The organism is Gordonia effusa NBRC 100432 (assembly GCF_000241305.1).
GTDB classification, from domain to species: Bacteria; Actinomycetota; Actinomycetes; order Mycobacteriales; family Mycobacteriaceae; genus Gordonia; species Gordonia effusa.
Genome location: NZ_BAEH01000001.1, coordinates 1 through 26,675, shown reverse-complemented (window position 1 = coordinate 26,675; position 26,675 = coordinate 1). Strand labels below are relative to the sequence as shown.

Sequence of the window (26,675 nt, the reverse complement as noted above, 5' to 3'; positions counted from 1 at the left end):
GGAATGTGCGTCGGCCGGTGCGTGTTGAGCTAGGTGTTGATTTCGCACAATTTGGAGGCACGAAGTGTCGTCGCTACCGCCCCTGGTCGAACCCGCAGCTGATCTGACCCGAGAAGAGGTCGCCCGATACAGCCGGCATCTCATCATTCCCGACGTCGGGATGGACGGGCAGAAACGCCTCAAGAACGCGAAAGTCCTGGTGATCGGCGCGGGCGGGCTCGGCTCGCCGACATTGCTCTATCTGGCCGCTGCCGGCGTCGGGACGTTGGGCATCGTCGACTTCGACGTCGTCGACGAATCCAATCTGCAGCGGCAGGTGATTCATGGTCAGTCCGATATCGGGAAGTCGAAGGCGCAGAGCGCGCGTGACTCGATCCACGAGATCAATCCGCTGGTCAAGGTGGTATTGCACGAACAGCGACTCGAACCCGAAGGTGCGATCGAGTTGTTCAGCGGCTACGACCTGATCCTCGACGGCACGGACAATTTCGCGACTCGGTATCTGGTCAACGACGCAGCCGTCCTGGCGCATAAGCCGTATGTCTGGGGATCCATCTATCGATTCGAGGGCCAGGCGTCGGTGTTCTGGGAGGATGCCCCCGACGGTCGGGGGCTCAACTACCGCGACCTCTATCCGCAAGCGCCGCCACCGGGCATGGTGCCGTCGTGCGCCGAAGGCGGTGTGCTCGGAATCCTGTGCGCGTCAATCGGTTCGATCATGGGCACCGAAGCGATCAAACTTATCTGCGGTATCGGTGAACCGCTGCTCGGCCGCCTGATGGTGTACGACGCTTTGGATATGACCTACCGGACCATCAAGATTCGCAAGGACCCGGCGGGAGCCGAGGTCACAGAGTTGATCGACTACGACGACTTCTGCGGCGTGGTGTCAACCGACGCCGCCGATGCGGCAGCCGGTTCCACGCTGACACCCGCGGAATTGAAGGCCAAGATCGACGCCGGCGACTCCATCGCGCTGATCGACGTGCGTGAGCCGGTCGAATGGGAGATCGTGCACATCGACGGCGCCACGTTGATTCCCAAAGGGGAGTTCGAGTCCGGCGCCGCGCTGGCACAGGTGCCGCAGAACCGTCAGGCGGTGCTGTACTGCAAGACCGGCGTGCGCTCGGCCGAAGTCTTGGCGACGCTCAAGCGAGCCGGCTTCTCCGATGCCGTACATCTGCAAGGCGGCGTAACCGCGTGGGCGCACCAGGTAGATAAGACGCTGCCGGTGTACTGAGCGGGGTTGATGTCACCACCTGGACGATCGAGTGGCCGAGGCGCCAGCCGATATCACCATCTGGCTGATCGAGTGGCCGAGGCGCCAGCCGAAGTCACCACCTCGCTGATCGAGTGGCCGAGGCGCCAGCCGAGGCTGTATCGAGATCCCGTAACCCGACACCCCAAGTCACCCCGCCGGATCAGCCGCCCGCGTCAACTCGATCACAGGGCGCGCAACACATGCCGTGCCTCCCCGGTTATGTCGGCCCCGCTCGGTAACCTCCCAGGTGTGACGAGCGTTGAACCACCCGAGCACGTCTTGCAGACGTTTGGGCTTACTGCACACCCGCCTATCGCCATGGGCGATCAGTGGATCGGCGGATGGCGCGTCGGTGAGGTTGTGCTGTCTATGGTTCCCGACCACGCGCGCGCCGCATGGTCGGCGACCGTGCGCGAAAATCTCTACGTCGACGGCCTGCGCATCGCCCGGCCGTTCCGGTCCACCGACGGTCGCTATGTGGTGTCTGGCTGGCGCGCGGACACGTACATCGCAGGTGCCCCCGAGCCTCGCCACGACGAGGTTCTGCAGGTTGCTGATCGCCTGCACGCGGCCATCGCCGACTTGGAACGCCCCCGTTTCCTCTTGCAGCAGCCGGCGCCACCAATCACCGACGTCGACGTGTTCACCGCCGCCGACCGTGCCGCCTGGGAGGACGTCCCGCTACGAACGGCACGGGCGGCGCAAATCGACGAGCCGACGACCGAAGATGGCAAGGTCAGTGTTCAAATGCTGAAAACCCTTGCCACGCTTCGCAAGAAGGTCGAAACGCCATCGCAAGTGGTACACGGCGACCTCTTCGGAACGGTCCTTTTCGCCGGCGCCGCGGCGCCCGGGATCACCGACATCGTGCCGTACTACCGACCGGCCACATGGGCGTCGGCCGTGGTTGTGGTGGATTCGCTGGCCTGGGGCGGCGCCGACGAGGCGCTGGTCGACCGTTGGTCGGATCAACCGGAGTGGCCGCAGATGATGTTGCGCGCCACCATGTTCCGACTCGCGGTTCATGCGCTGCATCCGCGTTCGACGACGGGTGCGCTGCCTGGTCTGCAACGCGTCGTCGAATTGGTGCGGTTGCTGGTCTAATCTGGTATCTCCCAACGGCATTGCCGCAGCAACACGCGACCGTCGCGGATCGGAGCACCCTCGGCGCGTAATTCCTCGAGCTGCCGCCGCGCCAAATGAGGCGCGGGACGTCCGCTGGCACCGATTACGCGGTGCCACGGCAGGTCGGCGCTGTCGGTGCGCATGATCCAGCCGACGATACGCGCGTTGGACAGGCCCGCGGCGTCGGCCAGGTCGCCATAGGTGCTGACTTTGCCCGAAGGGATGGCCGCGACTAGCGCGCGCACCCGCTCGACGTCGTCTTCGGTGACCGATGCCATCGCTAAAGCCTCTCCCGAATCAACGCGGCGACGAGTTCCGGCTCGATCAGAGGAACCATATGTTCGCAATCGACATGCCGGATATCCACGGCATCAAGGGATTTCGATGCAGTGTCGAGAAATTCGGCCGAGACGAACGGTGGCCGCACCCGGTCCGCGACGACGATCGTCGTCGGAATGTGAGCCAGGGGAAATACGGCCGGCCGCGCCATCTCGCTCCAGGCTGTCGCGGCGGCGGGCTGGCTCACCCGCCACCCGACGCCGCCGGCGACGTCCATCAGATGGGCTGCGATCTCGGCGTCGAGAATGTCATCGGGGACCATTGCCCAGCCTTCGGCGCGTTTGGCCGCACGCGCGGCATCGGCGTCGGCATAGGTCCAGTGCGCCATCGATTCCGCGGCGATCTGAGCTGCCCAGTCCGGCGGCAGTCCTTGCGCGGGATCAAGTAGGACGAGGCCGCGCACCGCGTCGGGGCGACGCTGGCTGAGTCGAATCGCCAAACCCGCACCAAATGAATGCGCGACGATGACAATAGGCAGCTCGGCCGGGTCAATATGGTCGTCGAAGACTGCTTCGAGCGCGTCCAAGTGAGCGTCATACGACCACGGTGCGGTCCACGATGAATGGCCGTGTCCGAGTAGATCGGGGGCGACGACGCGAACGTCGGACAGATACTCGGTGGCTAGCTGCGCCCAGCGCAAGCCGTGTCCGGTCAGGCCGTGCAGCGCGAGAACGGTGGGGGCGCCGGGGATACCCGGAAAGACGGTGGTGTTCAGCGAGGGCGGTGCCATGCCTGAGATGATGCCGCACGCCCCTGACACACAGACGAGTGACCGGACCCAACCTGCGACGTGGGCGTCGTCGGGCGAAGATACCCCTCTCCGCGCACGTAGGCGCAAGGTTCAGGCAGGTCGGGAGTGGGGTGCCCGTGCCTGTCGGTGGGACATGCTTCGATAGATCCGTGGCAGCCCACCGCACTTCCTCGGCAATGGCCGGTACCGCACTGCGGACCCGGCTGGTGTCGACGACCGCCGAGGTAGGTGAGCCCCGACGCTGGGTGCCGGCAGCGCAACACATCATCTCCACAATGGTGCTCTCCGACCCCGAACGGCCGTGGCTGCCGTACCGAGTCCACGGTGGGCCGGGAACGGGTAAAACGTCGCTGATCGTCGACGCCGCGGTGGAGCGGCTGAGCAATCCCGACGTCGATCCAGAATCGGTGCTGGTGCTGGCGTCGAGTCGGCGCGCGGCGACCGCGCTGCGCGAGCAGATCACCCGACTGGTCCTGGCCCGGGGGACGGCCGATGACGCTGTCCCGCACCGCAAGATCCTCGGCGGTGCACTGCGTGAGCCGCTAGTCCGCACGGTGCACTCCTATGCGTTCGCGATCCTGCGGTTGCAGGCCGCCGTACACGACAACCCGCCGCCCCGGCTGATCACCGGTTCTGAGCAAGACGTGGTGCTGCGCGAACTACTGATGGGAGATCTCGAGGATGGAGCGGAGTACTGGCCGACCTGGCTTCGCCCGGCACTCACGACCGACGGATTCGCACAAGCCCTGCGCGATTTGCTGATGCGAGCGGCCGAACGTGGCGTCGGTCCAGAGGAATTGATGCGGCTGGGGCGGGCGCACAAACACCCCGAATGGGTGGCCGCAGGGCACGCCTACGCCCAATACGAGCAGAATATGCTGCTGCGCGGGGCGGTGGGTATCGCCGCACCGCATGCCTCAGCGCCAGCGGTCGACGCGGCCGAGCTGGTCGGTTCGGCGTTGTCGGCTTTCGCCACTGATCCAGAACTCCTTGCGGTACAACGCAATCGGATCCGGCACCTCCTCGTCGATGACGCCCAGCATCTCGATCCGCAAGCCGCCCAACTCATTCGGCTGATCGGCACCGGTGCGGACTCGGCCATCATCGCCGCCGACACCGACCAGTCGATCTTTTCCTTCCGTGGCGCTAGTCCACGATTCGTCGAATCTCTGACCGAAACAGGATCGCCGCGGGATATCCTGTTGGACAACGATTTTCGTGGCACCCCTGCGATCAACGCCGTTGGCGCCGCGTTGGCCCGACGGCTACCCGGGCATCGTCCGCACCGCTACCCGGAGCCCATTTCTGACGATCACGGTGAGACCGCGCGCGTGCGGGTGTTCACCTCGTCGGCTAAAGAGGCGACCGCGGTCGCTGACCTCTTGCGTCGCGCGCACCTATTCGACGATGTGCCGTGGTCATCGATGGCCGTCATCGTTCGCTCGGTGGCATTGTCCGCGCCGGCACTGCGGCGTGCATTCCGTTCCGCGGGTGTGCCATTGACCACCCCGACGTCGGATTTGCCGCTGCATCGCCAGCGCGCGGTTGCGGCCTTCCTCTTGGCACTACGCGTTGTCGACGCTACGAGCAGCAGCCCAGCGATGGGCTCAGCCGCGGTAACTGACACAGTCGATGCCGACGACCTCGTAACGCTGCTGTCCGGGCCGATCGGCGGCGCCGACCCGGCGTCGTTGCGCCGCCTGCGACGAGGCATTCGCCGGATAGACGAGAAGGCTGCGACGGGAGCCGAGGTCGATTCACTCGCCTCGCTGTGGCGAGCACTCACCGACCCCGAATGTGCCGATCGGTACCTGGCATTGCTGTCCGACGTGGAGGCACGTCCATTGCGCCGGACCCTCGACGTGGTTAACGCGGCAGTGCGCGTCAATTCGTCGCACCGCGGCGTCGAGGAGACACTGTGGGCCGCGTGGCAAGCATCGGGTCTGGAAAAGCGTTGGGCGGCAAGCGCGTTGCGCGGTGGGCCAGTTGGTGAGCAATCTGACCGGGATCTCGACGCGATGGTGGCGATGTTCGAAGCCGCCGCGTCCTTCACCGACAATCTGCCGACCGCCGGCGTCGGAGAGTTCGTCCGACATCTCACCGCGTTGCAGATTCCCCGTGATTCGCGGGTGGCGCACGCGGCTGCCGACTCGGTGACCGTCTTATCCGCGCACGCCGCCGCCGGTCGGGAATGGGATGTCGTCGCGGTGGCCGGTGTGCTCGATGGTCTATGGCCGTCGTTGCGTTCGCGCGGCAGTGTGCTGGCGACCGGCCAACTCATGGACATCCTCGAAGGCATCGATCCCGACGCCGTCGACACGGTGGCCCGCAGTTCCATCGCGCTTGCCGACGAACGCCGCTTACTCCTGGTCGCGTGCACTCGTGCTCGCCGCAGGTTGCTGGTGTCGGCCGTCGAAGACGGCAGCGGCGAGTCGTCGCCGTCGCGCTTCATTCCAGAGATCGCGTCGGCGCTCGGGCAACTCGGCACCGACGACTCCGGTGAAACCCAAACCGACACAGTGGAATTGGACCCCGGCGTTGGGCGAGTGCTGTCGTTGCCCTCGTTGATCGCGACACTGCGATCGGAAGTGGCGGCGGGTGTCGCGGCCGGCGCGGTACCCGACGCGCGTACCCGGGCCGCCGCCGAATTGCTTGCGCAACTGGCTGATTCGGATATCCCGGGCGCTCACCCGCGTGATTGGTTCGGTCTGGCGGGCCCTTCCACGGATTCGCCGCTGTGGACGCCGGAGGCCGGCCCGCGGTTCCTATCGCCGTCGAATGTCGAATCGCTGAGCCGATGTTCGCTGCGTTGGGTGTTGGAACGGCACGGCGGTCGTGACGGTAACGCGGCGCCCGCGCTTACCGGAACGCTGGTTCATACCCTGGTGCAGGCTGTCGCCGGGCAAATCGCTCCCGCCGAGGTGACGCAGGCATTGCGGGAGATTTGGGACCGCGTGGACTCCGGCGCCGACTGGTACTCGGCGAAAGAACTCGAGCGGGCCGAGGGGATGCTGACGAATTTCCGGGAATGGCTTGCGCAGTCGCGTTCGGAATTGACCGTTCACGGCGTCGAGACGGCGGTCGATGCTCACCTGCCGGCCGACGTCGACGATCCGACGTCGATTCCGGTGCGGTTGGTCGGGCGTATCGATCGACTGGAAACCGATTCGGCCGGCCGACCGGTTGTCGTGGATGTAAAGACCGGAAAGACGGTGATCTCGGCGAATGACGCAGCTGACCACGCCCAATTGGCGACCTATCAGCTTGCGTTGACACTTGGCGGGGTACCCGAACTCGGGGCCGTGGAGACCGGCGGCGCCCGGCTGGTCTATGTCGCTCAGACGAACCGCAAGACCGGGGCCGCGGTACGCGAACAAGACGCTCTAACACCGGATTTAGTGGACGAATGGAAGGCCATTCTGCGTGCGGCGGCCAAGGCCAGCGTCGGCCCGGTATTCACGGCAACGGTGAATCCGGGATGTGGACACTGTCAATTATCCACCAGTTGTCCGGCCAGGCTCCGGGGGAAGTCGGTGGTCGATGACTGACCTGCGCACAACACCCTGGGTGTCTGCCACGAGTTTGTCCGCGGCACTGGGGCTTCCGATGCCAACACCGGAGCAGGTAGCGGTGATCGAGGCGCCCCTGGAACCGGTATTGGTGGTGGCCGGCGCTGGTGCGGGAAAGACCGAGACGATGGCGTCGCGGGTGGTGTATCTGGTGGCCAACCGATTGGTCGGACCCGAAGAGATTCTTGGTCTCACCTTTACCCGCAAGGCGGCCAGCGAATTAGGTGCGCGGATCAGGCGGCGGTTGTCGATGCTGGCTTCATCACCGGCACTGGTCAATTGGGACCCGGACGGCACGTTGGCCACCCGGCTGCGAAACGCCGATCCAGAAGTGAGCACCTACCACGCATACGCGGGGCGACTCATCGCCGATTACGGCCTGCTGCTTCCGGTCGAGCCAGCCTCGACGCTGCTCAGTGAGACGGAGCTGTGGCAACTCGCGTTCTCGGTGGTGAGTAACTGGACCGGCGAACTGAACACCACCAAGGTTCCGGCCGGCGTCACCGAGGCAGTTCTGCGGCTCTATGGCGAAATAGCCGAGCATCTAGTCGAATTCGACGAACTCATGTCGTCGGGCGATGATCTCTACGATCTCATCGACACGTTGCCCAAGGGGCCTCGTCAACGCGAGGAGCCGTCGCAGAAACTGCGGGCCATTCAAGCGGTTATCGACGAGCGGCGTGAGTTGCTTCCGTTGGTGGCGGAGCTGATCGCGCGGTTGCGCGAACAGAGTGCGCTCGATTTCGGTTCGCAGATGTCGTTGGCGGCACGACTGGTGACCGGAAACCCGGAAGTGGTTGCCGGCGAACGAGAATCAGTGCGCGCGGTACTGCTCGACGAATATCAGGACACCGGCCATTCGCAGCGCGTGCTGTTGTCGACATTGTTCGGTGGGGGCGCCAGTGGACTGGCGGTCACCGCGGTAGGGGACCCGATTCAGTCGATCTACGGTTGGCGCGGGGCTTCGGCGGCGAATCTGCCACGATTCACCACCGATTTCCCCAAGGACGACGGCACGCCATCGGATCGGTTGGAACTGCTCACGAGCTGGCGCAATGGTGTGCAGGCCTTGCGGCTGGCCAATGAGACGTCGGAAGAGTTGCGCCGCAAAGGGATTCCAGTGAGCGTGTTGCGTCCCCGGCCCGACGCACCGGTCGGTAGCGCGCGATTAGCACTCACTTCGACGGTGCTCGACGAGCGTGCGTGGATCGCCGATGCTATCGAAACTCATTATCGCGCGGCCGAAGACGCTGGGCGACCGCCACCGACGACCGCGATTCTGGTACGTCGCAACGACGATTCCGCGCCGTTGGCGGCGGAGTTGGAAAGCCGAGGTATCCCCGCTGAAGTTGTCGGTATCGGTGGCCTTCTCCATGTGCCCGAGGTCGAAGACATCGTCGCGACGCTGCGCTTGATCGCCGATCCGCTCGCCGGTACCTCGGCGATGCGGCTATTGACCGGTGCCCGTTGGCAATTGGGTGCCGCCGACATTGCCGCGCTGTGGCGTCGGGCGACCGATATCGCGGCGGTCGAGTATGCCGCTTCGACCGGTGCGATGAGCAGCGTCGAAGAGCTCAATGCCGCTCTCGATGCCGCACTCCCGGCCGAGATCGTCGATGCAGCCGGAATTGCCGACGCGCTCATCGATCCCGGACCTGCGGAGCGGTACAGCAGTGCGGGGTTCACCCGGATCCGTGCACTCGGCGGGCAACTGGAGATGTTGCGTCGTCGGATAGGACAACCGTTGCCGGAATTGGTTGCCGACGTGGAGCACAGCATCGGTGTCGCCGTTGAGGCGCAGATTCGTGCCCGTCGGATGCGCGGCGCGATCACCGGACGCGAGCATCTGGACGCATTCGCCGACTATGTGACCGCCTACGCCGACCGGCCCGGCGCGACGTTGCCGGGTTTGCTGGCGTTCTTAGAGACGGCCGAGACTATTGAGAAGGGACTCGAACCGGGAAAGATCGAGGTCGCCGAGCAACGTGTACAGATACTGACGGTGCATGCGGCGAAGGGGCTGGAATGGGATGTGGTTGCGATTCCGCACCTGTGCCGCAACATCTTTCCCAGCGGGAAGTCGGAGGCGACTTGGCTGGGTAGCGCTCGAGAGTTGCCCGCGGTCCTACGTGGAGATCTTGCTGATCCGGTCGGACCCACGGGGGTGAGCGAGGGGTTTCCGCGGCTGGACCTATCGGGGGTCGGCGACCGTAAAGAACTCGAAGACGCGCTCGCCGAGCATAAGGAAGCGATCGCCCAGCGTCGGCTCGAAGAAGACCGCCGCCTTCTCTACGTGGCCTTGACCCGGTCGAAGCAGGAATTGCTGATCTCCGCCCATCATTGGTCGATGGCCGACGAAAAGCCCCGTGGTGGTTCGACGTTCTTCGACGAACTGCGGGAGGTGGTCGCCGCGGCCATCGCGAGCGGAGATCCGGCGGTGTCCGACGGGTTGTCGATCGATATCGACGAACCCGAGCCTGAGCCCGCTTCGGCCAATCCGCTCGCCGAACATGTCGTGTCGGCGGCGTGGCCGGCCGATGTGCTGGGCAGTCGGCGTGAAACAATCAGTGCCGCAGCAACTTTGGTTACCGATGCGATCACGGCGCGGGACCAGCCGTCACTTTTCGAGAAACCGGGCGCCGCCGGCGAACACGATCAGGCCGACGATGACCCCGACATCGAGGCCTGGCGCGCCGAGGTGGCGGCGTTGCTGGCCGAGCACAATCAAGGTAATCAGGCGCATATAGCCGTATCGCTGCCGACTCATCTGTCGGTCAGTCAACTTGTCGACCTGGACACCGACGAGGCGCGTTTCGCCGAGCGGCTCAGGCGCCCAACGCCTTTCAAGCCAAATCCGTTGGCCCGGCGGGGTACCGCGTTCCACGCCTGGGTGGAGCGTCGGTTCGGCGCGACTCGACTGCTCGACATCGACGAGCTACCGGGCGCTGCCGACGCGGCGGCCGGCGTCGATGACGATTTCGCCGCCTTACAAGAAGCGTTTCTGGCGTCGACGTGGGCCAGTAGGACACCGATCGAGGTCGAGGTGCCGTTCGAGACGGTCATCGGCGGAACAGTGATCCGCGGACGCATCGACGCCGTCTTCGAGCAGCGTGGCGCCGATGGCGATGCGATTACCTGGCTGGTAGTGGATTGGAAGACCGGTGCGGTGCCCGAGCCCGCCCAGCGCGAGTCGCTGTATATCCAGCTTGCCGCCTACCGGATCGCGTGGGCGCAGCTGATGGATGTCGACCCGAGCCGGGTACGCGCGGCCTTCCACTATGTGCGCAGCGGAATCACCCTGGAGCCCGATGATTTGCCGGACGCGTCCGGATTGGCGGCTCTGCTGGCCAAGTAGTGGGGTATCCGGCTTACGCCGGTGCTGTCGGTAGCGGTGTGAGAGTCTAGGCTTCATTCTTGTGAATCGACCGAACGGGAGATATTTCTGATGCCATCGCGCCTGCGTCGACGCTTCGGTTCAGAGACGCTGACCGAACGTCCCGAGTACGCGCTCGTCGGCATCATCAAGATTCCCGAGACGCAGAATAGTCCGGGCCGCGCGATCGGCCGTCGCGTCGTCTTCGCCGTGTGTGCGTTGTTCTTCACCGCGATCGTCGTATGGCTGGATCGGGGCGGCTATCGAGACGCGCAGGACAACGAGTTGTCCTTCCTCGACTCGCTCTACTACTCGGCGGTCACCCTCTCGACGACGGGCTACGGCGACATCACACCGATCTCGCCGGGCGCCCGGCTGATGAACGTCTTGATTATTACCCCGCTCCGCGTGCTGTTCCTGATCGTCTTGATCGGAACGACGTTGGAAGTGTTGACCGAACGATCTCGCCAAGCCCTCAAGATCCAGCGTTGGAGGAATAAGTTGCGCAATCACACCGTGGTCGTCGGATACGGCACCAAGGGCCGCACCGCAGCGGCGGCAATGATCGCGGACGGAGTCAAACCAGCGGATATCGTCGTCGTCGACGAGAATGCCGCGGTACTCGACACGGCGGCGGCCGATGGATTGGTTACCGTCCGTGGCGACGCCACCAAATCTGACGTGCTGCGCTTGGCCGGCGTCGCGCACGCGGCCAGTATCGTCATCGCCGCTAGCCGCGACGACACCGCGGCGTTGGCTACATTATCGGCGCGCGAATTGAATAAGAACGCGAAAATCGTTGCCTCGATTCGCAACTCGGAGAATACGCACTTGATGCAGCAGTCCGGCGCGAACTCCGTTGTGGTCTCGTCGGAGACGGCCGGGCGACTGTTGGGCCTGGCCACCATGACGCCGACCGTGGTGGAGATGATCGAGGATCTGCTAACCCCCGACGAGGGGTACGCGATCGCCGAACGTGAGGTAGACCCGACCGAGACCGGTGGGTCGCCCGCGCATACCGCCGACATCGTCCTGGGCGTGGTCCGCGATGGAACGCTGTACCGCGTGGGTGACGCCGAGGTTGAGGCCATCGAGGCGGGCGACCGCCTGTTGTACGTGCGTCGCGGTCCGGGCGACAAATGACCGAGACCGATTTCATCTTGCGGGCTTTGCCGCTGCTCTCGCGTGCGACGGTCGACCGTGCGCATAATTTGCGAGACGACCCGGCCGCCTTGGCTGCCGGCTGGGCGGGCGCCCGGTTACTCGAGGTCGACTACCAGGGCAAGTTTCCCATCACCGACGACGGCCATCTGCGGTGGGCGGTGACCAGCGGCGACGTCGATGACAGCGCCGTGCTGCTCGGCATCGACGATGTACACCTCTGGGCGCGCCGCGTTCGCGAGATCGACGGCCCAAGTACCGACCCTCGATTAGGTGCGGTCAATCTCGATGCTGACGAGGCCGGACTCCTCGCGACAGCGCTCGGCATGCTGAATTGGCATGACACGTCACAGTTTTCACCGTCGTCCGGCGTCGAAACGCATAGCGACAAAGGAGGCTGGATTCGGCGCGACGCCAACAGTGGTCGAGAAGAGTTCCCGCGCACCGACGCCGCGATCATCACCGTCGTGCACGACGGCGCAGACCGCGTGCTGCTCGGACGGCAGGCGACGTGGCCCGACCGCTGGTATTCCACACTGGCCGGCTTCGTCGAACCCGGTGAATCGCTGGAACAGTGCGTCGCCCGAGAGGTCTACGAAGAAGTGGGGATCACGATCCACAGTCAGCGCTACCTGGGAAGTCAGCCGTGGCCGTTCCCACGATCGCTGATGTGCGGATTCGCCGCCATCGGCGACCCCGACGAACCGCTGCGCTTCCTCGACGGCGAGATCGGCGACGCCCACTGGTTTCATCGTGACGAGGTACGCGAAGCGTTGGTGCGCGGCGACGATTGGGTTCGTGTCGATGGCACCGTCGATGATTCGGCCGATGGGCCACGGTTGCGGTTGCCCGGTTCGATCTCGATCGCGCGCACACTGATCGAAGCGTGGGCCGGAATCTAGCTAAGCCTCAAAGGCTTAGCTTCTTCTTCACATCGGCGATAGAGGGGTTGGTCGCGGTCGATCCATCGGCGTATTTCACCGTCGGGACCACGTGATTGCCGTTGTTGACACTGCCGACGAAGTCAGCGGCGTCGGGATTCTGCTCGATGTCGACTTCATCCCAGGTGACACCCAGGCTTTTAAGCCCAACCTTCAAACGGCTGCAGTAGCCGCACCACGAGGTGGTGTACATGGTCAGGGCTGCGGTATCGGTACTCACGGTGTTGTTAACGCCGCTGGGAGCGCAGGTATTTCCCGATCGTCGGCGGCGGGTTTCGGTACCCGGCCCACCCATGTCTTCAATTGTTCGTAGACGTCATCGTGATTGAGTAATGCCAGGTGATGGGCACCGTGCAGATGGAAACCGGCCGAGTCTTCGAAGCCGACGCGACGGGCGCGTGTCTGCCCGCCGGCACTGCCTCGCAGTACCAGGCCATCGCCGATGAGATAGCCGAGCGGATTGCGGCGACTTGTCGCCACCGATGCCGACACGAAACAGTGAGTTGTTTCGGCCAGGAGCGGCACTTCGGTGATGGCGATCCGGGCCAACGAGTCGGCATCGCGTCCGCGCCAGTCCTGGTCGACGAGTGATCCTTGCCGGAGGTCGCGGATGCCGGCGCTGCGACGTCGGAGCAGACGTCCGAAGGGTGCGGTCTCGGGCATGCGGGTGAGCAGCGAACTGCCGACATGTGCCAGTTGCTCCAGCGGCGCACCATGATGTGGAGTGCCGAGACTGACGGTCAGTGATGTCCGCTTGGTCCAGTCCATACCGGTCCGCGATGCGTGATAGGCAGCGCTGCGTGCGACCAAACCGCCCATCGAGTGACCGACCAGGGTGATGTCGGTGACCGGTACCGGCCAATTGCGTACCGTAGCGGCAAGCAGATACGACAGTGCACGTCCGTTCGCTGAGATGTGACGGCCGGTGTTGTAGCGGATATCGATCGCGGTGGTTCCGAGGTCAGTCGTGAGGCGTTGCGCGTAGGTCGGCCTGCCCCCGAGGCGCCATGCGTGCTCGGTCTCGACCAATCCGTGTAGGAATACGACGAGGTGGCCGGACGCCTCCGGGAAAGCGCGTCGAAGGTCGTCCCTGCCTGGGGAGACGACGACGCCGTCGACGCGGATGGCCATCGGGTCGGCGGCGAGGGGTGAGCCGGCTTCGTCGAGTTTGTCGCCGATCAAACCGTTGATAATGCCGATTGCCGCAGCTCCGCGCACAGTTTCCGACGGGACCTGCCAGGACGTCTTGCTCGGCATCGCGCGGCCGGCCACTTCGCTGGCCGCCTGTGACGCGATCTCGATGGACTGGTAGACCCCGTCGGTGATGCCGTCGTGGATCGCTTTGATCGGTGCGACGCCGCTGCCGGTGCCCAGGCGGACTCCCGCGAAAACGCGGTCGGAGATCGCGCGATGCACGTTGTGAATTCCCCCGGCGGCGACTCCAACCTCGCGTAGGCCGAGTTCGGCCAGCGCGCGTACTTCGGCGTTGCCCCGTGCGGATGAGGTCATTTTCGCAGTGTACATATGTTCACTGAATGATGGCAATGCGAGCCGATCGTCGTCGTGCTGCCGCTCCCGCCGGGACCCCTGCACCGCCTCCCTGTCATAGCGCGATGGGACACTGGGCTCGTGGCCGACTCCGACATGCTTGCTGATCTTGACCCGCAGCAGCGGGCCGCCGTGCTCGCACCGCGTGGCCCGGTATGCGTTCTCGCGGGAGCGGGAACCGGTAAGACCCGAACTATTACCCGGCGGATCGCCCATCTCATCGATTCCGGTCAGGTGAACCCGTCGCAGGTGCTCGCCGTGACCTTCACCGCGCGAGCGGCCGGGGAGATGCGTACCAGGCTGCGATCGTTGGGTATCGCCGGCGCGGGAAACGCGGTGCAGGCGCAGACATTTCACGCCGCGGCTATGCGTCAGCTGCGATACTTCTGGCCGCAGGCATTCGGTGATCGGCGTTGGCAACTGCTCGATCGCAAGATACCCGTGCTGGCCGGGGCGGCCCGTCGTGCTGGGGTAGCGACGGGCAATGACATGCTCCGCGACTTGGCGTCGGAGATCGAGTGGGCCAAGGCGTCCCTATTGGGTCCAGGGGACTATGCGGAGGCCGCGATCCGATTCGATCGTGACGCGCCGGTCGAACCACGCAAGGTCGCCGACGTCTGGTCGAACTACGAGCGACTCAAACAAGCAGATCCGGACGAGTGGTATCTCGACTTCGACGATCTGTTGATCTACACAGCGCAGATCCTGCGCGATGTGCCCGGCGTGGCCGAGGAGTTCCGCTCGCGCTACCGGTGTTTCGTCGTCGATGAATACCAGGATGTAACCCCCGTCCAGCAGGGACTGTTGGATATGTGGCTCGGCGAGCGCGACGACCTCACCGTCGTCGGCGACGCGAACCAGACGATCTATACCTTCACCGGCGCCACCCCGAAATACCTGCTCGACTTTTCCCGACGGTTCGAGCACGCCGAGGTGGTGCGACTCGAACGCGACTATCGCTCGACGCCCGAGGTCGTCGACCTGGCCAATCGTGTCATCGGCGCTGCTCGCGGGCGAATCGCGGGCACTCGGTTGCGATTGATCGGGCAGCGCGATTCCGGGCCGGAACCCACATTCACCGAATACGACGACGAGCCGTCCGAAGCGGTTGGCGCGATTGCGGAGATCAAAAGCCTGATCCGGCGAGGTGTGGCACCTGCCGAGATCGCGATCTTGTACCGCGTCAACGCGCAGTCGGAGAATTTCGAGCAGGCGCTCACCGAAGCCGGCATCCCGTACCAGGTGCGCGGCGGCGACGCGTTCTTCCAGCGGACCGAGATCCGGCAGGCGCTGCGTCAGCTCGACGTCGCTGCCCGCCAGGTCGATCCGGCGGCGCCCGGTCCGTCGGGAGATGAATTGAAAGAGGTGGTCGCCGCAGTGCTTACGCCGCTCGGGCTGACCGAGGAGCAGCCGTCGGGTGCCGAGGCGCGAGCGCGCTGGGAATCGTTGCGCGCGCTGTCGGTCCTGACCGACGACATGGTCACCGAAAGTCCCAATCTTATTCTGGGACAACTCATTTCCGAACTGTCCGCCCGAGCGCAGGCGCGTCATCCACCGACCGTGCAGGGCGTCACGCTGTCGTCGTTACACGCGGCGAAGGGCCTGGAATGGGATGCGGTGTTCCTCGTCGGCGTCACCGACGGTTCGCTGCCGATCAGTCAGGCGATTAACGGCTCGGCCGAAGATATCGAGGAAGAGCGACGCCTCCTCTACGTGGGCGTCACCCGTGCCCGAGAACACTTGAACCTCTCGTGGGCGTTGTCGCGGAACGAGGGGGGCCGACGCGGCCGGCGCCGGTCACGATTCCTCAACGGCATCGCGCCCGAGGATGAACGACCAGCCGCCGCCCGCGCGACGTCGGATAAGGCCGCTCGCAAACAGGCCCGCGTCCAGGCTCTCGCCGAGCTGTCACCGGCCGATACCGAACTATTCGACGCACTCAAGGCATGGCGTCTGGATCAGGCGCGTGAACAGGCGAAACCGCCATTCGTGGTATTCAGCGACCGCACCTTGATCGCGATGGCCACCGCCCGCCCGTCGACGATCGCCGAATTGGGGAAGATCAGCGGCGTGGGGTCGTCGAAGTTGGAGTCGTATGGCGCCGACGTAGTGGAGATTGTGAAGGCGGCGTCGGGTGACTAGCCGACGTACCAAAACCGCAGGTCAAAAATAGGTTGTGCGAATTATGGGCTTGCCGCTAGTCTCGTTAGCGTCAAGTTCGAGCGGAACTGTCGCATGCGTGTGGCAGTCTGGTTGAAACGGAATCGGGTCAGTTGCTTGCCGCTGGTGGCCCCGGGATACGCAGAAAGGAGTGGAGTCGTGAACGGATCAATGAATATCGCCGAGCAAATTGTGGCGACCGCACGCGTCCATTCCTGGGCTGCGTACACCCATCTGGCACCAAGCGCTACGGCGCGCCCGAAGGCCGAAGGCTTCACGCTCGCGGCACTGCGCGCACCGGCAGACGTAGCGCGAGCGCCGCAGCGATTCCCCGACGTAACCCTCCGTGGGAGGTGTCTGGTCTAGCAGACATCCCACAGGCTGGCTACAGACCTCAAGGTCACGGGCGAATCGCGAAAGCGAGACCCGTGACCTTTTTGTTTTGGCAGTCACCGCAAGCCATTTCAGCAGTCTCGGGTCGAGAAACGAAACCGTTCAACACCACACTTGGAGACCCAAATGACTTGCGTTCTCGAACCTTGTATAGACCAGACCGATTACGGCACGTCCGAAACCACGGATAACCTCGCCGGCCGCCTCGACGTCCCATGTCAGGTCGCTGACCCGGACATGTGGTTCGCGGACAACCCACGTGAACTCGAACAGGCAAAAGCGCTCTGCGGGACCTGCCCGTTGCGGGCCGAATGCCTGGCCGAGGCACTCAACCGCGCCGAGCCGTGGGGCGTGTGGGGCGGCGAGATCCTGGAGCGGGGCGCGGTCATCGCGCGCAAGCGTCCACGTGGCCGCCCGCGTAAGACCGTGGCGTGAGCCACTTCGCCGCAGGGGCGAAACCCGGGGGAGGGACAAACTGCCCGCCGTCACACACCACGAAGGTGTACGACGGCGGGCAGTTTGTATGTGAGGGAAGCGATCAGGAGTCTTCGGCTACGCCGGGTACCCACTCTTCAAGGATCGCGCGGTAGGGCGCGTACGCCTCCAACTGCGAGGCGATACCGACACAACCCATCAGGACACGGAACACCATCACGTAGTCGGTCGGAACGTTCAGATTTCGCGAGGTCTTGTAGACCTCACCGCGCATGTCGGTGGCTTGTCCGGCGGCACGCTGCAGCCATTTGCGGGTGAAATGGAACGACTCGGTGTACAGCGGATCGACGTACGGCTTGAGGTACGCGGCGATATTCTCCGACGACACCTTGTCGACATGGGAACGCTGGATGAAATTCGTCTGGACCATCAGCTCGCGGAGTTCGTCGTATTTCTTATCGCGCGCGAGGGCCAAGATTCGACCGGTCGCAGGGGGAAATCCGCCCTCGTAATGGCCAACGGCACCGAAATCGAGAACGCCGAAGCGGCCGTCGTCGGCGATAAAGAAGTTACCCGGATGCGGATCACCGTGGAGCAACCCGACGCGCACCGGCGAGCTGAACTCGAAGGTGGCCATTTTCAGAGCGGCGTCGTTGCGTTGTTCTTGGGTACCGGTGGCGACGATCTTCGATAGTGGAACGCCATCGAGCCACTCCGACACCATGACCTTCGGCGAACTCGCGACGACCTTGGGGATGACGAAGTCGGGATCACCGGCAAAAGCCTTGGCGAATGCCCGCTGATTCTCGGCCTCCGCGAGGTAGTCCAACTCGTCTTCGGTCCGATCGATCAACTCGTCGATCATCCCTTTGACGTCGGTGCCCGGTGCCATCTTCTGGATCAGGCCGGCGAGCCGCGACAACGTCTTTAGATCGGCGCGTAGCGCGTGGTCGGCGCCGGGGTACTGAATCTTGACGGCGACCTGACGTCCATCGGACCAAACCGCCTTGTGTACCTGGCCGATGCTGGCTGCCGCAGCCGGAGTGTCGTCGAAGGACTGGAAGCGGTCCCGCCATTTGGTGCCCAGTTGCTGGTCGAGGACCGCGTGAACTTTGGCAGCGGGCAAAGGCGGAGCCTCGGCCTGCAGCTTGGTCAAAGCTTCGCGGAAGGGCTCACCGAACTCGTCGGGGATGGCGGCCTCCATGATCGACATGGCCTGGCCGACCTTCATCGCGCCGCCCTTGAGTTCACCCAGCACGGAGAAGACCTGCTCGGCAGCCTTCTCCATCATTTCCTGGTTGACGTCGTCTTTGCTCTTGCCCGCCATACGTTTGCCAAGACCCGCGGCCGCGCGTCCAGCCATACCAATCGGCAAGGACGCCAGTTTGGCGTTGCGTCGTCCTTGCCCCCGCGTGATTTCGCTCATGGGAAGAGGATAGTTCACCGATCTGACCGGAGAGTAAGGGCCACTGTGGCGTGGCTCTCATCTGGCGGCGGCGCCACAGGTGCACGACGGATGCGCGGGCCATCGTTTTCGACGCAGTCGCACCGGATTGGCGTGAAATTCCAGGGTGTGGTCGATGAGGTCAGGCGGGGAGGCGGCGTTGGGGTGCCCAGATCCCGACCCCGACCCCGACTCCGACAGACCCGCGACGATTTGTTCGACCTGTTCGTGTGCCAATGCGACTGTCGCGCGGATGGTGGCCGCACTGGCATAGCCGGGTTTGCCGAGCAGTTGCGCGGCGATCATCGGCCATTGGGGATCGAGCGTGGCTCGGTGGTGATCCGCGCATCTCAGGCAACTCGACAACCCGGGCAGCACCAGGGGACCGACGATCCCGACGCCGTCGCGCAGTCGTACCCCGAGATGTGGAATACGTTGTCGCATAAGGATATTAACGATGGCCGGGTCATGTGAGTGGTAGTCGGTGAGGATGGCTAGCTGGGTGCCGGACCAGTTGCCCGGGCGACCGGTGAGGCGGGGCCGCTGTACTGAGCGGGTCGTCGGCAACCCGACGTCGCGTAATGAGTCGGCCAGCTTCTCAGCGATCGGCCCGCGCCCGTGAATCCGCACCCTGAGATGACTCACCCGAGGTCCACCCGACGATGGCAGAACCGCACCGCTGGCGAGCAACTGTTCGGACAATACCGCGAAATCAGCCGCCGTCAGCCCGATGCTGCGCAGGTAGCGCGTCAACTCCGGCTGGGTGCGCTGATCGTCGAGGTAGCGCAGCAGCGCGACGACGGTGTCGGCGGTGACCGGCGGCGTCAAGTCGAGGATCGTGCTGCGTTCGGGGTCGCACCCGATCTGAATTCGATCGGCCCGCCGAACCAGAATCGCAGCGCCGGGGCGCAGAACGGGCAGCGTCGTGGATTTGTCGGCCGTGGCTGTCATGCCACCGATCGTGCCAGGGAACGCCGGGAGAATCGTCTCTCAACCCCCGGTTATCCACAGGCAGAATTAGCGGTCTGCCTGCGGAAACATGCTTGCCGTCAAATTACGACGATGCGGGACCCGCGGCTTCGCCGTCGTCGTTCTTGTCGTCGTTGCCATCACCGTTGGCCTGTTCTTCGCGAGCACGAGCCTCGTCGGCCATCGTCTTTTCCAGTGCGGCCATCGGATCGTCGAATGCGCTGACGTCGCCGCCGATCATTCGGTCGATGAATGCCGCCGGATTGTCCAGATCGTCGGCGTCGGGTAGTAGATCCGGATGCTCCCAAACCTTGTCGCGGGTCGCGACGTCGGAGCTCTCCAGCAGTTTGCTCCACAACGCTGACGCCTCGCGTACCTTGCGCGGGCGCAGCTCCAAGCCGATCAGCGTCGCGAAGGTCTGTTCGGCCGGTCCACCCGACGCGCGGCGTCGGCGCATGGTCTCGGTGAGTGCGCCTACGCTCGGAATACGATCCGAAAGTGACTGGGACACAACATGTTCCACCCATCCTTCGATGAGCGCGAGGAGCGTTTCCAGTCGGGTGAGCGCGGCTTGCTGTTCGGGGGTCGTGGTTGGGGTGAACGCCGTCGATGCGCCCATCAATTCCTCGAGTTTGGCCGGATTCGACAGTAACTCGTTGGGGTCGACGCCACTGGCCATGTCGGTGATGCCGCTGAAGTCGATGGTGATGCCGCGCGCGTACTCCTCGATGGTCGACAACAGGCGCTGGCGTAACCAGCCAACGTGAGTGAACAGCCGAAGATGTGCGGCTTCGCGGGCAGCGAGAAAGACGATTATTTCTTGCGCGGGCTGTTCGAGTCCGTCGGCAAACGCGGCAATGGCTTCGGGCAGCAGCGCGGCGGTGCCCTCGGGAGCCAGCGGAAGACCGATATCAGTCGAGGTCAGGACCTCTTTCGCGAGCTGACCCAAGCCTTGTCCGAGCTGGGTGCCGAACATCATTCCGCTCATTTGGGTGAGCATGCCCATCATGGGTCCGGCGAATTGGGCGGCCTCGGCTGGCATTCCCGTTTCCATCGTTTGCGATAGACCGGCGGCGATCGGATCGCACAGACCCTTCCACGTCGGCATCGACTCTTCGAGCCACTGGACCGGGGTCCACGCGATCGACCGGGTCACGCCCGAGGGCAGGGTGGTGGCATCGTCGAGCCATACTTCGGCGAGGCGCACCGCGTCGGAGACTGCCTGGGTCTCTTTGTCCAAAACCGGTGTGAATGAACCGATCTGCTGACGTGCGAGGTTCGCGGCTACTTCGTAATTGACTGGTCCGCCGGCGCTACCCGACGAGAATCCCGCGCCCATCCCGCTGAGCATGCTGCCCAGCTGCGAGAACATCTGTCCGAGTGAGGCGGCGTCGAAATTCTCACCGCCGAGGTCGAATCCGAACGGATTGTTTGGATCGTTGCCACCTTTGTCCTTGCGGTCGTCGTCGCGGCCGTCGTCGTTGGGGGACGAGAATCCGAAGGGCAAGTCATTCATATTGTCAACGGTACCGGCAGAAGTAGCCGAAAAGCCCACCTCGACTGTTCGCCGTTAGCGGAGTTCGATCCACGGCCGATCGGACTCGGGCGGGTCAGTGCAGTTAGGCTCGTCGGAATGAGCGTGTCTCCCGCGTATCGCCGTATCGCTGCCATCGTCGTGACCGTGGTAGCGGTTGTCGCGCTGTTCTTCGTCGGCTTCTACGTCCAGGTGCCCTATGTGGCGATGGGCCCGGGCCCGACCGTCAACACTCTCGGTGACGTCACCGTTCGCGAACCAGCGCCGAACAAGGACGGCAAGGTCGTGCAGAAAGAGGAGCCGGTGGTAATGATCACCGGAGCCGAGCTGGACAAGACCGACGGGCATCTCAATCTGACGACCGTCTCGGTCTACGACGGTCTGAGTTTGTTCGACGCATTGGGAAAGTGGGCGTCGGGCCGATACGCGTTGGAGCCTCGTGAGCAGGTGTACCCACCCGGACAAACCAACGAGCAAGTGCGTGAGCAGAACACCGCGCAGATGACCGGTTCGGAGGCTGACGCACAAGCCGCGGCGCTGCGATATCTGCATCGTCCGACCAAGTTGACGATTGCCGCGATCGGCGAGAACGCGCCGGCGTCGAAGGCACTCAAGATCGGTGACCAGGTCGTGTCAGTCTCGGGGACACCGGTATCGACCACCGTCGAACTGCAGAAGGCGATCCGTGGACACAAGCCAGGCGAGACGGTGGACTTAGCCATCGTTCGTGGTGGAAAGCCGCAGACCGTGGCGGTGAAACTTGGCGAATGGCCCGACGGTGCGCCGAAAGAAGTGGCCGGAAGCGGCTATCTCGGTGTGACGCCGCAGGTGCTCAACGCTGATCCGAAGCTGAAAATCGACTTCAACGTCGGCGATATCGGCGGCCCGTCGGCCGGACTCATGCTGACCTTGGCGGTCATCGACCGGCTCAGTCCGGGCAGCCTGACCGGCGGAAAGTTCATCGCGGGTACCGGAACGATCACCGATTCCGGTGTCGTCGGCCCAATTGGCGGCATCACTCACAAGACACTCGCTGCCCGCGAGGCAGGGGCATCGATGTTTCTGGTGCCCGCGGCCAACTGCACCGAGGCGAAATCTGACATCCCCGATGGCCTGGAGCTAGTGAAGATAGATTCGCTCGACGCCGCGATCGGGGTACTAACTGGCAAGACGGCCAAACAGGGCTGCTGACGCCGTCCGCCAGGTCAGGGGCGGACTACTCGTCCGGCTGGTTGTCGAGGGTGGCAGCGAGCGCTTCGACCAGATTGGGCGCGAGATCGGGATGGGACAACAGTTCGATCTGACTGTCGTCCGCACCCTCGGGTGGGCGTAGTTGCAGCAGCGAGAGGGTACGTCCATCGCGCAACGCACCGGCGATGAGCCGGGCCGGCTGCGATCCGGGGTGGGCCAGTGCCGTCGAGCGCGCGGCTGCATCGGCCGCAGCGGGGTCGGCTAGTAGCGGTTCGAAGGCTTCGTCGAGGTCGGATTCGGCCTCGGGCGGCAACACGATGATTTCCTGCACCAGCGCGCATCCGGCAACGGCTTCGGGCCAGCTCGTCGTCGCGAGAATGTGTTCGAGTTCGGCGGACTGGATGTCCTGATCGGCATGCGGGCCGGCCTCGGAGGTCGGCAGTGGTTCCTGTGCGATGGGGCTCAGTTCGGAGGTGTCGTACTCGTCGACCAGGTCGGGTTGGGTCTCGGCGAGAACCGACGTCGGGACGAGGGCAAACAGCGTGGGCGGCTGGTCCCAACCCGCCGCATCGACGAATTCGACGACGTCGCGCAGTGCGCTGCCGAGGGCATCGGGGGACAGATTGCCGGTCGCGGGCGTAGTCACGGTCCCCATTGTGCCCGCCGCGCCGCGTGGTGCGGGACTCGCCTCCCGCGCAATATTTCGCGACCAGCGATCGCGGTATTCGAGTCGCCGCGCCGAGTTGCGCTGGCACAACGGGTAACCTCGCAGCCGAAGGTCTGACGCCGACTACCCGGTCGTCGGCCGCCCAGTACAGTGGGTGGAAATTCGGACAGAGTTCGCACGGGGCGTTTCGGCGCGCCGGATTGCGAACCAGATCGCACAGGAGAATCTGGTGGGAGAACGCGGGCCGGCGACTATGCCGACGTTGTCGCGACGTAGCAAAATTGCGATCGGGGTCGGTGTCGCTATTTTGGTGCTGCTTCTGGTTGGACCACGCATCGTCGGCATAACCACCGACTGGATGTGGTTCTCGCAGGTTGGCTTCTCGTCGGTGTACTCCCGAATCGTGTGGACTCGCGTAGCGATGTTCCTGGTGGCGGGGATCTTCGTCGGACTGATCGTGTTCGCCGCGCTCGCAGCGGCGTATCGCTCGCGGCCGGTTTTCGTGCCCGCGTCGAGCGGGGTGGATCCGCTGGCGCGCTATCGCACGACGGTGATGACGCATCTGCGGTGGTTCTCCGTGGCGCCCGCGGTGATTATCGGCGCGCTCGCCGGTTTGGTCGCGCAGAGTTCGTGGGCGACACTCCAATTGTTCTGGCATGGTGAGCAATTCGGCAAGAAGGACCCCCAGTTCAACCTCGACATTTCGTTCTATGCCTTCGACCTGCCGTTCTATCGATTCTTGCTCAACTTCTTCTTCGTAGTCGTCGTCGTGGCGTTTCTGGGTAACCTGCTTACGCATTACGTTTTCGGTGGAATCCGCCTGGGCAACGGTCGTACCGGCGGGGGTCTTACGGTCGCGGCTCGTGTTCAACTCGGTGTGCTCGCCGGAATCTTCTTGCTACTCAAGGCCGTTGCCTATTGGTTCGACCGCTATTCGCTGCTGTCGAGTGATCGCCGCGGCGACATCTTCACCGGCGGAACCAATACCGACATCACCACGGTGCTGCCGTCGAAGTTGATTCTGATGGCGATCGCGATCATCTGCGCGGTGGCGTTCTTCGCCGGAATCGTTATGCGCGACTTGCGGATTCCCGCGATGGCGACCGCGCTCATGTTGCTGGCGGCGCTGGCGATCGGCGTGCTGTGGCCGGCCGCGGTTGAGCAGTTCTCGGTGAAACCCAATGCGGCGCAAAAGGAGCGGGAGTATATCGAGCGCAATATCGCGGCGACGCGTGATGCGTATGGCATTGGTCAAGACAAGGTGAGCTACGTGCCGAATTGGACCAGCAAGCCGCCGAATCCGGCAACGGTCAATTCCGATACCGCGACTCTCTCGAATATTCGCATCCTCGATCCGAACGTGCTCTCCCCGGTGTTCACACAGCGGCAGCGACCGAAGAGTTTCTACGGCTTCCCGGGACAATTGGCGGTGGACCGCTATCGGGTCGACGGTCAGCTGCGCGACTATATCGTCGCGGTACGTGAGCTGGACCCGACCAAATACGGCGACAACCAGCAGAACTGGATCAATAAGCACACCGTCTACACTCACGGGAACGGCTTTATCGCGGCGCCGGCCAACACGGTTGACGAGGCAGCGGCAGCTCAAACGGACAACGACCGTGGCGGCTTCCCGATATTCCAGGTCAGCGATTTGTCTACCTATCAGACTGATAAGTACAAAGCCGAGGCTCCCATCAAGGTGAAGCAACCGCGGATCTACTTCGGTGAGCTGATCTCCAAGGTGAATCCTGATTACGCCATTGTCGGCTCGGTCGGTGGTGACAAAGAGTACGACTCGGACGGCAAGAGCTATACCTACACCGGTCCCGGCGTCTCGTTGGGTAGTTGGTTCAGTCGTTTTCTCTACTCGGTGAAATATACCGAACGAAATATCCTGCTTTCTAATGCGATCAATGAGAATTCAAAGATCATCTACAACCGTGATCCGCGGGATCGGGTGAAAACGGTTGCTCCGTGGTTGACAGTCGACTCGAAGACCTACCCGGCCGTGATGGCAGACGGCTCGATCAAGTGGATTGTCGACGGATACACCACCCTCGACAATTATCCGTACGCTCAGAAGACCTCGCTGCAGGAAGCGACAACAGACGCGCAGGATCTCACTCCTGGACAGTCGACGCGCACGCAGGCGAACCGGCAGATCGCTTATGCGCGCAACTCGGTGAAGGCCACCGTTGACGCGTATACCGGCGACGTGTCGCTGTACCAGTTCGATCCCAACGATCCGGTCTTGAAGACATGGATGAAGGTGTTCCCGGGAAGTGTGAAGTCGCGCGCTGAATTCGACAAGCAGAAAGACTTGTCCGAGCATGTTCGGTACCCCGAAGACCTGTTCAAGATTCAGCGGGCATTGTTGGCGAAATACCATGTCAGCGATCCGGACACGTTCTTCCGGAGTAACGATCTGTGGGCCGTTCCGGCCGATCCGACCAAGGATAATCCGGGTAAATTGAAACAGCCGCCGTACTACTTCACCGCAGCAGATCCAAAGTCTAAGGAAGCGGCATTCCAGCTCACCACGGTGATGTCAGTCTATGGTGAGAACCAAAAAGCGCTGGCAGCATATCTCACTGTCGCATCGGATCCGAAGGATTATGGAAAGATCACCATAAATACACTTCCCTCGGATACGCAGAACGTCGGACCTGAGCAAGCGCAAGAGAATATGAAGAACTCTACGAACCTTGCTCGGGACCGCACCCTCATCGAAGGCTCGACAAAGGTTACCTACGGCAACCTGTTGACCTTGCCGGTTGGTGACAACGGGCTGCTGTACGTCGAACCGATTTATATCGAGTCGAAGACGGCGGGTGCGGCACTACCCAAGTTGTACCGAATTCTGGTCTATTACACGGGACCAGACGGCAGAGCTCGAATTGGTTATGACCCGACGGTGGCCGGTGCCCTTGAGCAGGTCGGCATCGACCCGGACAAGGTGACGGTGCCGGGTAGTACCTCGCCCGTCGAAGGCGATGCTGCCCCGCCACCGTCGACGCCCCCGACCCCGGCGGCCGGTACGCCCAACGCCAACACCCCTTCGGCTGAGCGCGACGCCGCGGTGAAGGCCATCGGGAGCGCGTTGGAAACCCTGCGTGATGCTCAGGCGAAGGGCGACTTCAAGGCGTACGGCGAGGCACTGGCGAATCTCGACAAGGCCGTTAAGAACTACGAGTCGTTGGGCAAGTAGCGCACGGTGGCCGACTCAGGCGTCGGCCACCTCGTGCGTTCTCTGTCCGTCAGCCGCGATACTCGGTGAGGTATCGGGTGGTCTCGACGTCGGTGTTGTCGGGAATCAGTGGGCTGTGGTGCACCTTGCGACTCAACGTCGTCAGAATGACCACGGCGCTGACAAAGGCGGCGCCGGTCAGAACGCCGAAGGTGATTGCCAGGCTGGTGTTTCCGCTGGCCAGGTGAACCAGCCACAAAGCCGCGCTGGCGAATCCGGCGAGGACGAGCACATAGCCGACGACGCTCATCGGATGATTGCCGTGGCTTTCCCGGTGGTGGACTACGTGTGAGGTCGACATCGCAACTCCTGGGCGACGAGCGAACGCGGGCGCCTGCGCAGCAACGTGCCCGCGCTTCCACTGTAGCCAGAATGAGACACAGGTCACAATGTCGGGGTTTTTGTTAAACGCCCATAGCTGCTGGCAAGCCGGGTGCGACGGTCGTAACATCACCGGAAGGTCGGGTGATTTCTGACCGCGCGGGTCGAGGACCGGTCGCTTTAGGCAGATCCACGAGTGGATTTCTCCCGTGTGGATCTAGGTAAGAAAGGTGTCGATCGTCG

20 protein-coding genes are annotated in these 26,675 nt (G+C 63.6%); 11 read left to right on the top strand and 9 right to left on the bottom strand.

Features of this window, described 5'->3' with window-relative positions; translation table 11 throughout:
• Positions 1 to 64: 64 nt before the first annotated feature.
• Both moeZ and GOEFS_RS00090 read left to right on the top strand, forming a co-directional pair.
• On the top strand, positions 65 to 1,240 hold the full coding sequence (gene moeZ, locus GOEFS_RS00095) for an adenylyltransferase/sulfurtransferase MoeZ (protein WP_007315813.1): 1,176 nt from the start codon (positions 65 to 67) through the stop codon (positions 1,238 to 1,240).
• A gap of 270 nt (positions 1,241 to 1,510) precedes the next feature.
• A complete protein-coding gene (locus tag GOEFS_RS00090; protein WP_040524096.1) occupies positions 1,511 to 2,365 on the top strand; it encodes a TIGR02569 family protein in 855 nt (284 codons plus the stop codon).
• On the opposite strand, the gene GOEFS_RS00085 is transcribed toward GOEFS_RS00090, so the two are convergent.
• Positions 2,362 to 2,664, bottom strand: coding sequence for an MGMT family protein (locus tag GOEFS_RS00085; protein WP_007315811.1), 303 nt, complete (start codon positions 2,662 to 2,664; stop codon positions 2,362 to 2,364). The genes GOEFS_RS00090 and GOEFS_RS00085 overlap by 4 nt on opposite strands.
• Before the next feature lie 2 nt (positions 2,665 to 2,666).
• A complete protein-coding gene (locus GOEFS_RS00080) occupies positions 2,667 to 3,455 on the bottom strand; it encodes an alpha/beta fold hydrolase (protein WP_007315810.1) in 789 nt (262 codons plus the stop codon).
• 197 nt (positions 3,456 to 3,652) lie between these two features.
• Between GOEFS_RS00080 and GOEFS_RS00075 the strand changes: the two genes are divergently transcribed.
• The 4 genes from GOEFS_RS00075 (at position 3,653) to nudC (ending at position 12,481) form a co-directional block, all read left to right on the top strand.
• Complete coding sequence (locus GOEFS_RS00075; protein ID WP_007315808.1) at positions 3,653 to 7,024, top strand: ATP-dependent helicase; 3,372 nt, start codon at positions 3,653 to 3,655, stop codon at positions 7,022 to 7,024.
• Positions 7,017 to 10,400, top strand: coding sequence for an ATP-dependent helicase (locus tag GOEFS_RS00070; RefSeq protein ID WP_007315807.1), 3,384 nt, complete (start codon positions 7,017 to 7,019; stop codon positions 10,398 to 10,400). Before GOEFS_RS00075 ends, GOEFS_RS00070 begins: the two co-directional genes overlap by 8 nt.
• Positions 10,401 to 10,490: 90 nt before the next feature.
• On the top strand, positions 10,491 to 11,561 hold the full coding sequence (locus tag GOEFS_RS00065) for a potassium channel family protein (protein WP_007315806.1): 1,071 nt from the start codon (positions 10,491 to 10,493) through the stop codon (positions 11,559 to 11,561).
• Complete coding sequence (nudC, locus tag GOEFS_RS00060; protein ID WP_007315805.1) at positions 11,558 to 12,481, top strand: NAD(+) diphosphatase; 924 nt, start codon at positions 11,558 to 11,560, stop codon at positions 12,479 to 12,481. Before GOEFS_RS00065 ends, nudC begins: the two co-directional genes overlap by 4 nt.
• Positions 12,482 to 12,488: 7 nt before the next feature.
• Here nudC and GOEFS_RS00055 read toward each other — a convergent pair whose 3' ends face one another.
• Entirely contained in the window at positions 12,489 to 12,713 is a 225-nt protein-coding gene (locus tag GOEFS_RS00055) for a mycoredoxin (RefSeq protein ID WP_050949708.1), read from the bottom strand.
• Positions 12,714 to 12,736: 23 nt separating this feature from the next.
• The gene (locus GOEFS_RS00050) at positions 12,737 to 14,029 is read right to left on the bottom strand and encodes an esterase/lipase family protein (protein ID WP_050949707.1); all 1,293 of its coding nucleotides are present in this window, start codon (positions 14,027 to 14,029) and stop codon (positions 12,737 to 12,739) included.
• 135 nt (positions 14,030 to 14,164) lie between these two features.
• Between GOEFS_RS00050 and GOEFS_RS00045 the strand changes: the two genes are divergently transcribed.
• From GOEFS_RS00045 to GOEFS_RS00040, 3 genes are all read left to right on the top strand, one after another.
• Positions 14,165 to 16,210, top strand: a complete 2,046-nt coding sequence (locus GOEFS_RS00045) for an ATP-dependent DNA helicase UvrD2 (protein WP_083837185.1) — start codon at positions 14,165 to 14,167, stop codon at positions 16,208 to 16,210.
• 177 nt (positions 16,211 to 16,387) lie between these two features.
• A complete protein-coding gene (locus tag GOEFS_RS23090; protein WP_138917818.1) occupies positions 16,388 to 16,594 on the top strand; it encodes a hypothetical protein in 207 nt (68 codons plus the stop codon).
• A 153-nt stretch (positions 16,595 to 16,747) separates the two neighbouring features.
• Positions 16,748 to 17,056: a WhiB family transcriptional regulator gene (locus tag GOEFS_RS00040; protein WP_007315801.1), complete on the top strand. Its 309-nt coding sequence runs from the start codon at positions 16,748 to 16,750 to the stop codon at positions 17,054 to 17,056.
• Positions 17,057 to 17,159: 103 nt separating this feature from the next.
• Here GOEFS_RS00040 and GOEFS_RS00035 read toward each other — a convergent pair whose 3' ends face one another.
• From GOEFS_RS00035 to GOEFS_RS00025, 3 genes are all read right to left on the bottom strand, one after another.
• Positions 17,160 to 18,482, bottom strand: coding sequence for an ABC1 kinase family protein (locus tag GOEFS_RS00035; protein WP_040524094.1), 1,323 nt, complete (start codon positions 18,480 to 18,482; stop codon positions 17,160 to 17,162).
• A 57-nt stretch (positions 18,483 to 18,539) separates the two neighbouring features.
• Positions 18,540 to 19,451, bottom strand: a complete 912-nt coding sequence (locus tag GOEFS_RS00030; RefSeq protein ID WP_007315799.1) for a hypothetical protein — start codon at positions 19,449 to 19,451, stop codon at positions 18,540 to 18,542.
• 103 nt (positions 19,452 to 19,554) lie between these two features.
• On the bottom strand, positions 19,555 to 20,985 hold the full coding sequence (locus GOEFS_RS00025) for a zinc-dependent metalloprotease (protein ID WP_007315798.1): 1,431 nt from the start codon (positions 20,983 to 20,985) through the stop codon (positions 19,555 to 19,557).
• A 117-nt stretch (positions 20,986 to 21,102) separates the two neighbouring features.
• Between GOEFS_RS00025 and GOEFS_RS00020 the strand changes: the two genes are divergently transcribed.
• Complete coding sequence (locus tag GOEFS_RS00020) at positions 21,103 to 22,194, top strand: YlbL family protein (protein ID WP_007315797.1); 1,092 nt, start codon at positions 21,103 to 21,105, stop codon at positions 22,192 to 22,194.
• Between the two features lie 25 nt (positions 22,195 to 22,219).
• Here GOEFS_RS00020 and GOEFS_RS00015 read toward each other — a convergent pair whose 3' ends face one another.
• A complete protein-coding gene (locus tag GOEFS_RS00015) occupies positions 22,220 to 22,849 on the bottom strand; it encodes a PPA1309 family protein (protein WP_007315796.1) in 630 nt (209 codons plus the stop codon).
• A 241-nt stretch (positions 22,850 to 23,090) separates the two neighbouring features.
• Between GOEFS_RS00015 and GOEFS_RS00010 the strand changes: the two genes are divergently transcribed.
• The gene (locus GOEFS_RS00010; protein ID WP_007315795.1) at positions 23,091 to 26,072 is read left to right on the top strand and encodes a UPF0182 family protein; all 2,982 of its coding nucleotides are present in this window, start codon (positions 23,091 to 23,093) and stop codon (positions 26,070 to 26,072) included.
• A gap of 49 nt (positions 26,073 to 26,121) precedes the next feature.
• Here the strand turns inward: GOEFS_RS00010 and GOEFS_RS00005 are convergent, their stop codons facing one another.
• Entirely contained in the window at positions 26,122 to 26,412 is a 291-nt protein-coding gene (locus tag GOEFS_RS00005) for a hypothetical protein (RefSeq protein ID WP_007315794.1), read from the bottom strand.
• Positions 26,413 to 26,675: the final 263 nt, after the last annotated feature.

Bases quoted from the DNA above. Each gene is read 5' to 3' on its own strand.
- GOEFS_RS00085 (WP_007315811.1), bottom strand. From the start codon at position 2,664: ATGGCATCGGTCACCGAAGACGACGTCGAGCGGGTGCGCGCGCTAGTC.
- GOEFS_RS00080 (WP_007315810.1), bottom strand. From the start codon at position 3,455: ATGGCACCGCCCTCGCTGAACACCACCGTCTTTCCGGGTATCCCCGGC.
- GOEFS_RS00075 (WP_007315808.1), top strand. From the start codon at position 3,653: ATGGCCGGTACCGCACTGCGGACCCGGCTGGTGTCGACGACCGCCGAG.
- GOEFS_RS00070 (WP_007315807.1), top strand. From the start codon at position 7,017: ATGACTGACCTGCGCACAACACCCTGGGTGTCTGCCACGAGTTTGTCC.
- GOEFS_RS00065 (WP_007315806.1), top strand. From the start codon at position 10,491: ATGCCATCGCGCCTGCGTCGACGCTTCGGTTCAGAGACGCTGACCGAA.
- nudC (WP_007315805.1), top strand. From the start codon at position 11,558: ATGACCGAGACCGATTTCATCTTGCGGGCTTTGCCGCTGCTCTCGCGT.
- GOEFS_RS00055 (WP_050949708.1), bottom strand. From the start codon at position 12,713: ATGTACACCACCTCGTGGTGCGGCTACTGCAGCCGTTTGAAGGTTGGG.
- GOEFS_RS00050 (WP_050949707.1), bottom strand. From the start codon at position 14,029: ATGACCTCATCCGCACGGGGCAACGCCGAAGTACGCGCGCTGGCCGAA.
- GOEFS_RS00045 (WP_083837185.1), top strand. From the start codon at position 14,165: ATGCTTGCTGATCTTGACCCGCAGCAGCGGGCCGCCGTGCTCGCACCG.
- GOEFS_RS00040 (WP_007315801.1), top strand. From the start codon at position 16,748: ATGACTTGCGTTCTCGAACCTTGTATAGACCAGACCGATTACGGCACG.
- GOEFS_RS00035 (WP_040524094.1), bottom strand. From the start codon at position 18,482: ATGAGCGAAATCACGCGGGGGCAAGGACGACGCAACGCCAAACTGGCG.
- GOEFS_RS00030 (WP_007315799.1), bottom strand. From the start codon at position 19,451: ATGACAGCCACGGCCGACAAATCCACGACGCTGCCCGTTCTGCGCCCC.
- GOEFS_RS00025 (WP_007315798.1), bottom strand. From the start codon at position 20,985: ATGAATGACTTGCCCTTCGGATTCTCGTCCCCCAACGACGACGGCCGC.
- GOEFS_RS00020 (WP_007315797.1), top strand. From the start codon at position 21,103: ATGAGCGTGTCTCCCGCGTATCGCCGTATCGCTGCCATCGTCGTGACC.
- GOEFS_RS00015 (WP_007315796.1), bottom strand. From the start codon at position 22,849: ATGGGGACCGTGACTACGCCCGCGACCGGCAATCTGTCCCCCGATGCC.
- GOEFS_RS00005 (WP_007315794.1), bottom strand. From the start codon at position 26,412: ATGTCGACCTCACACGTAGTCCACCACCGGGAAAGCCACGGCAATCAT.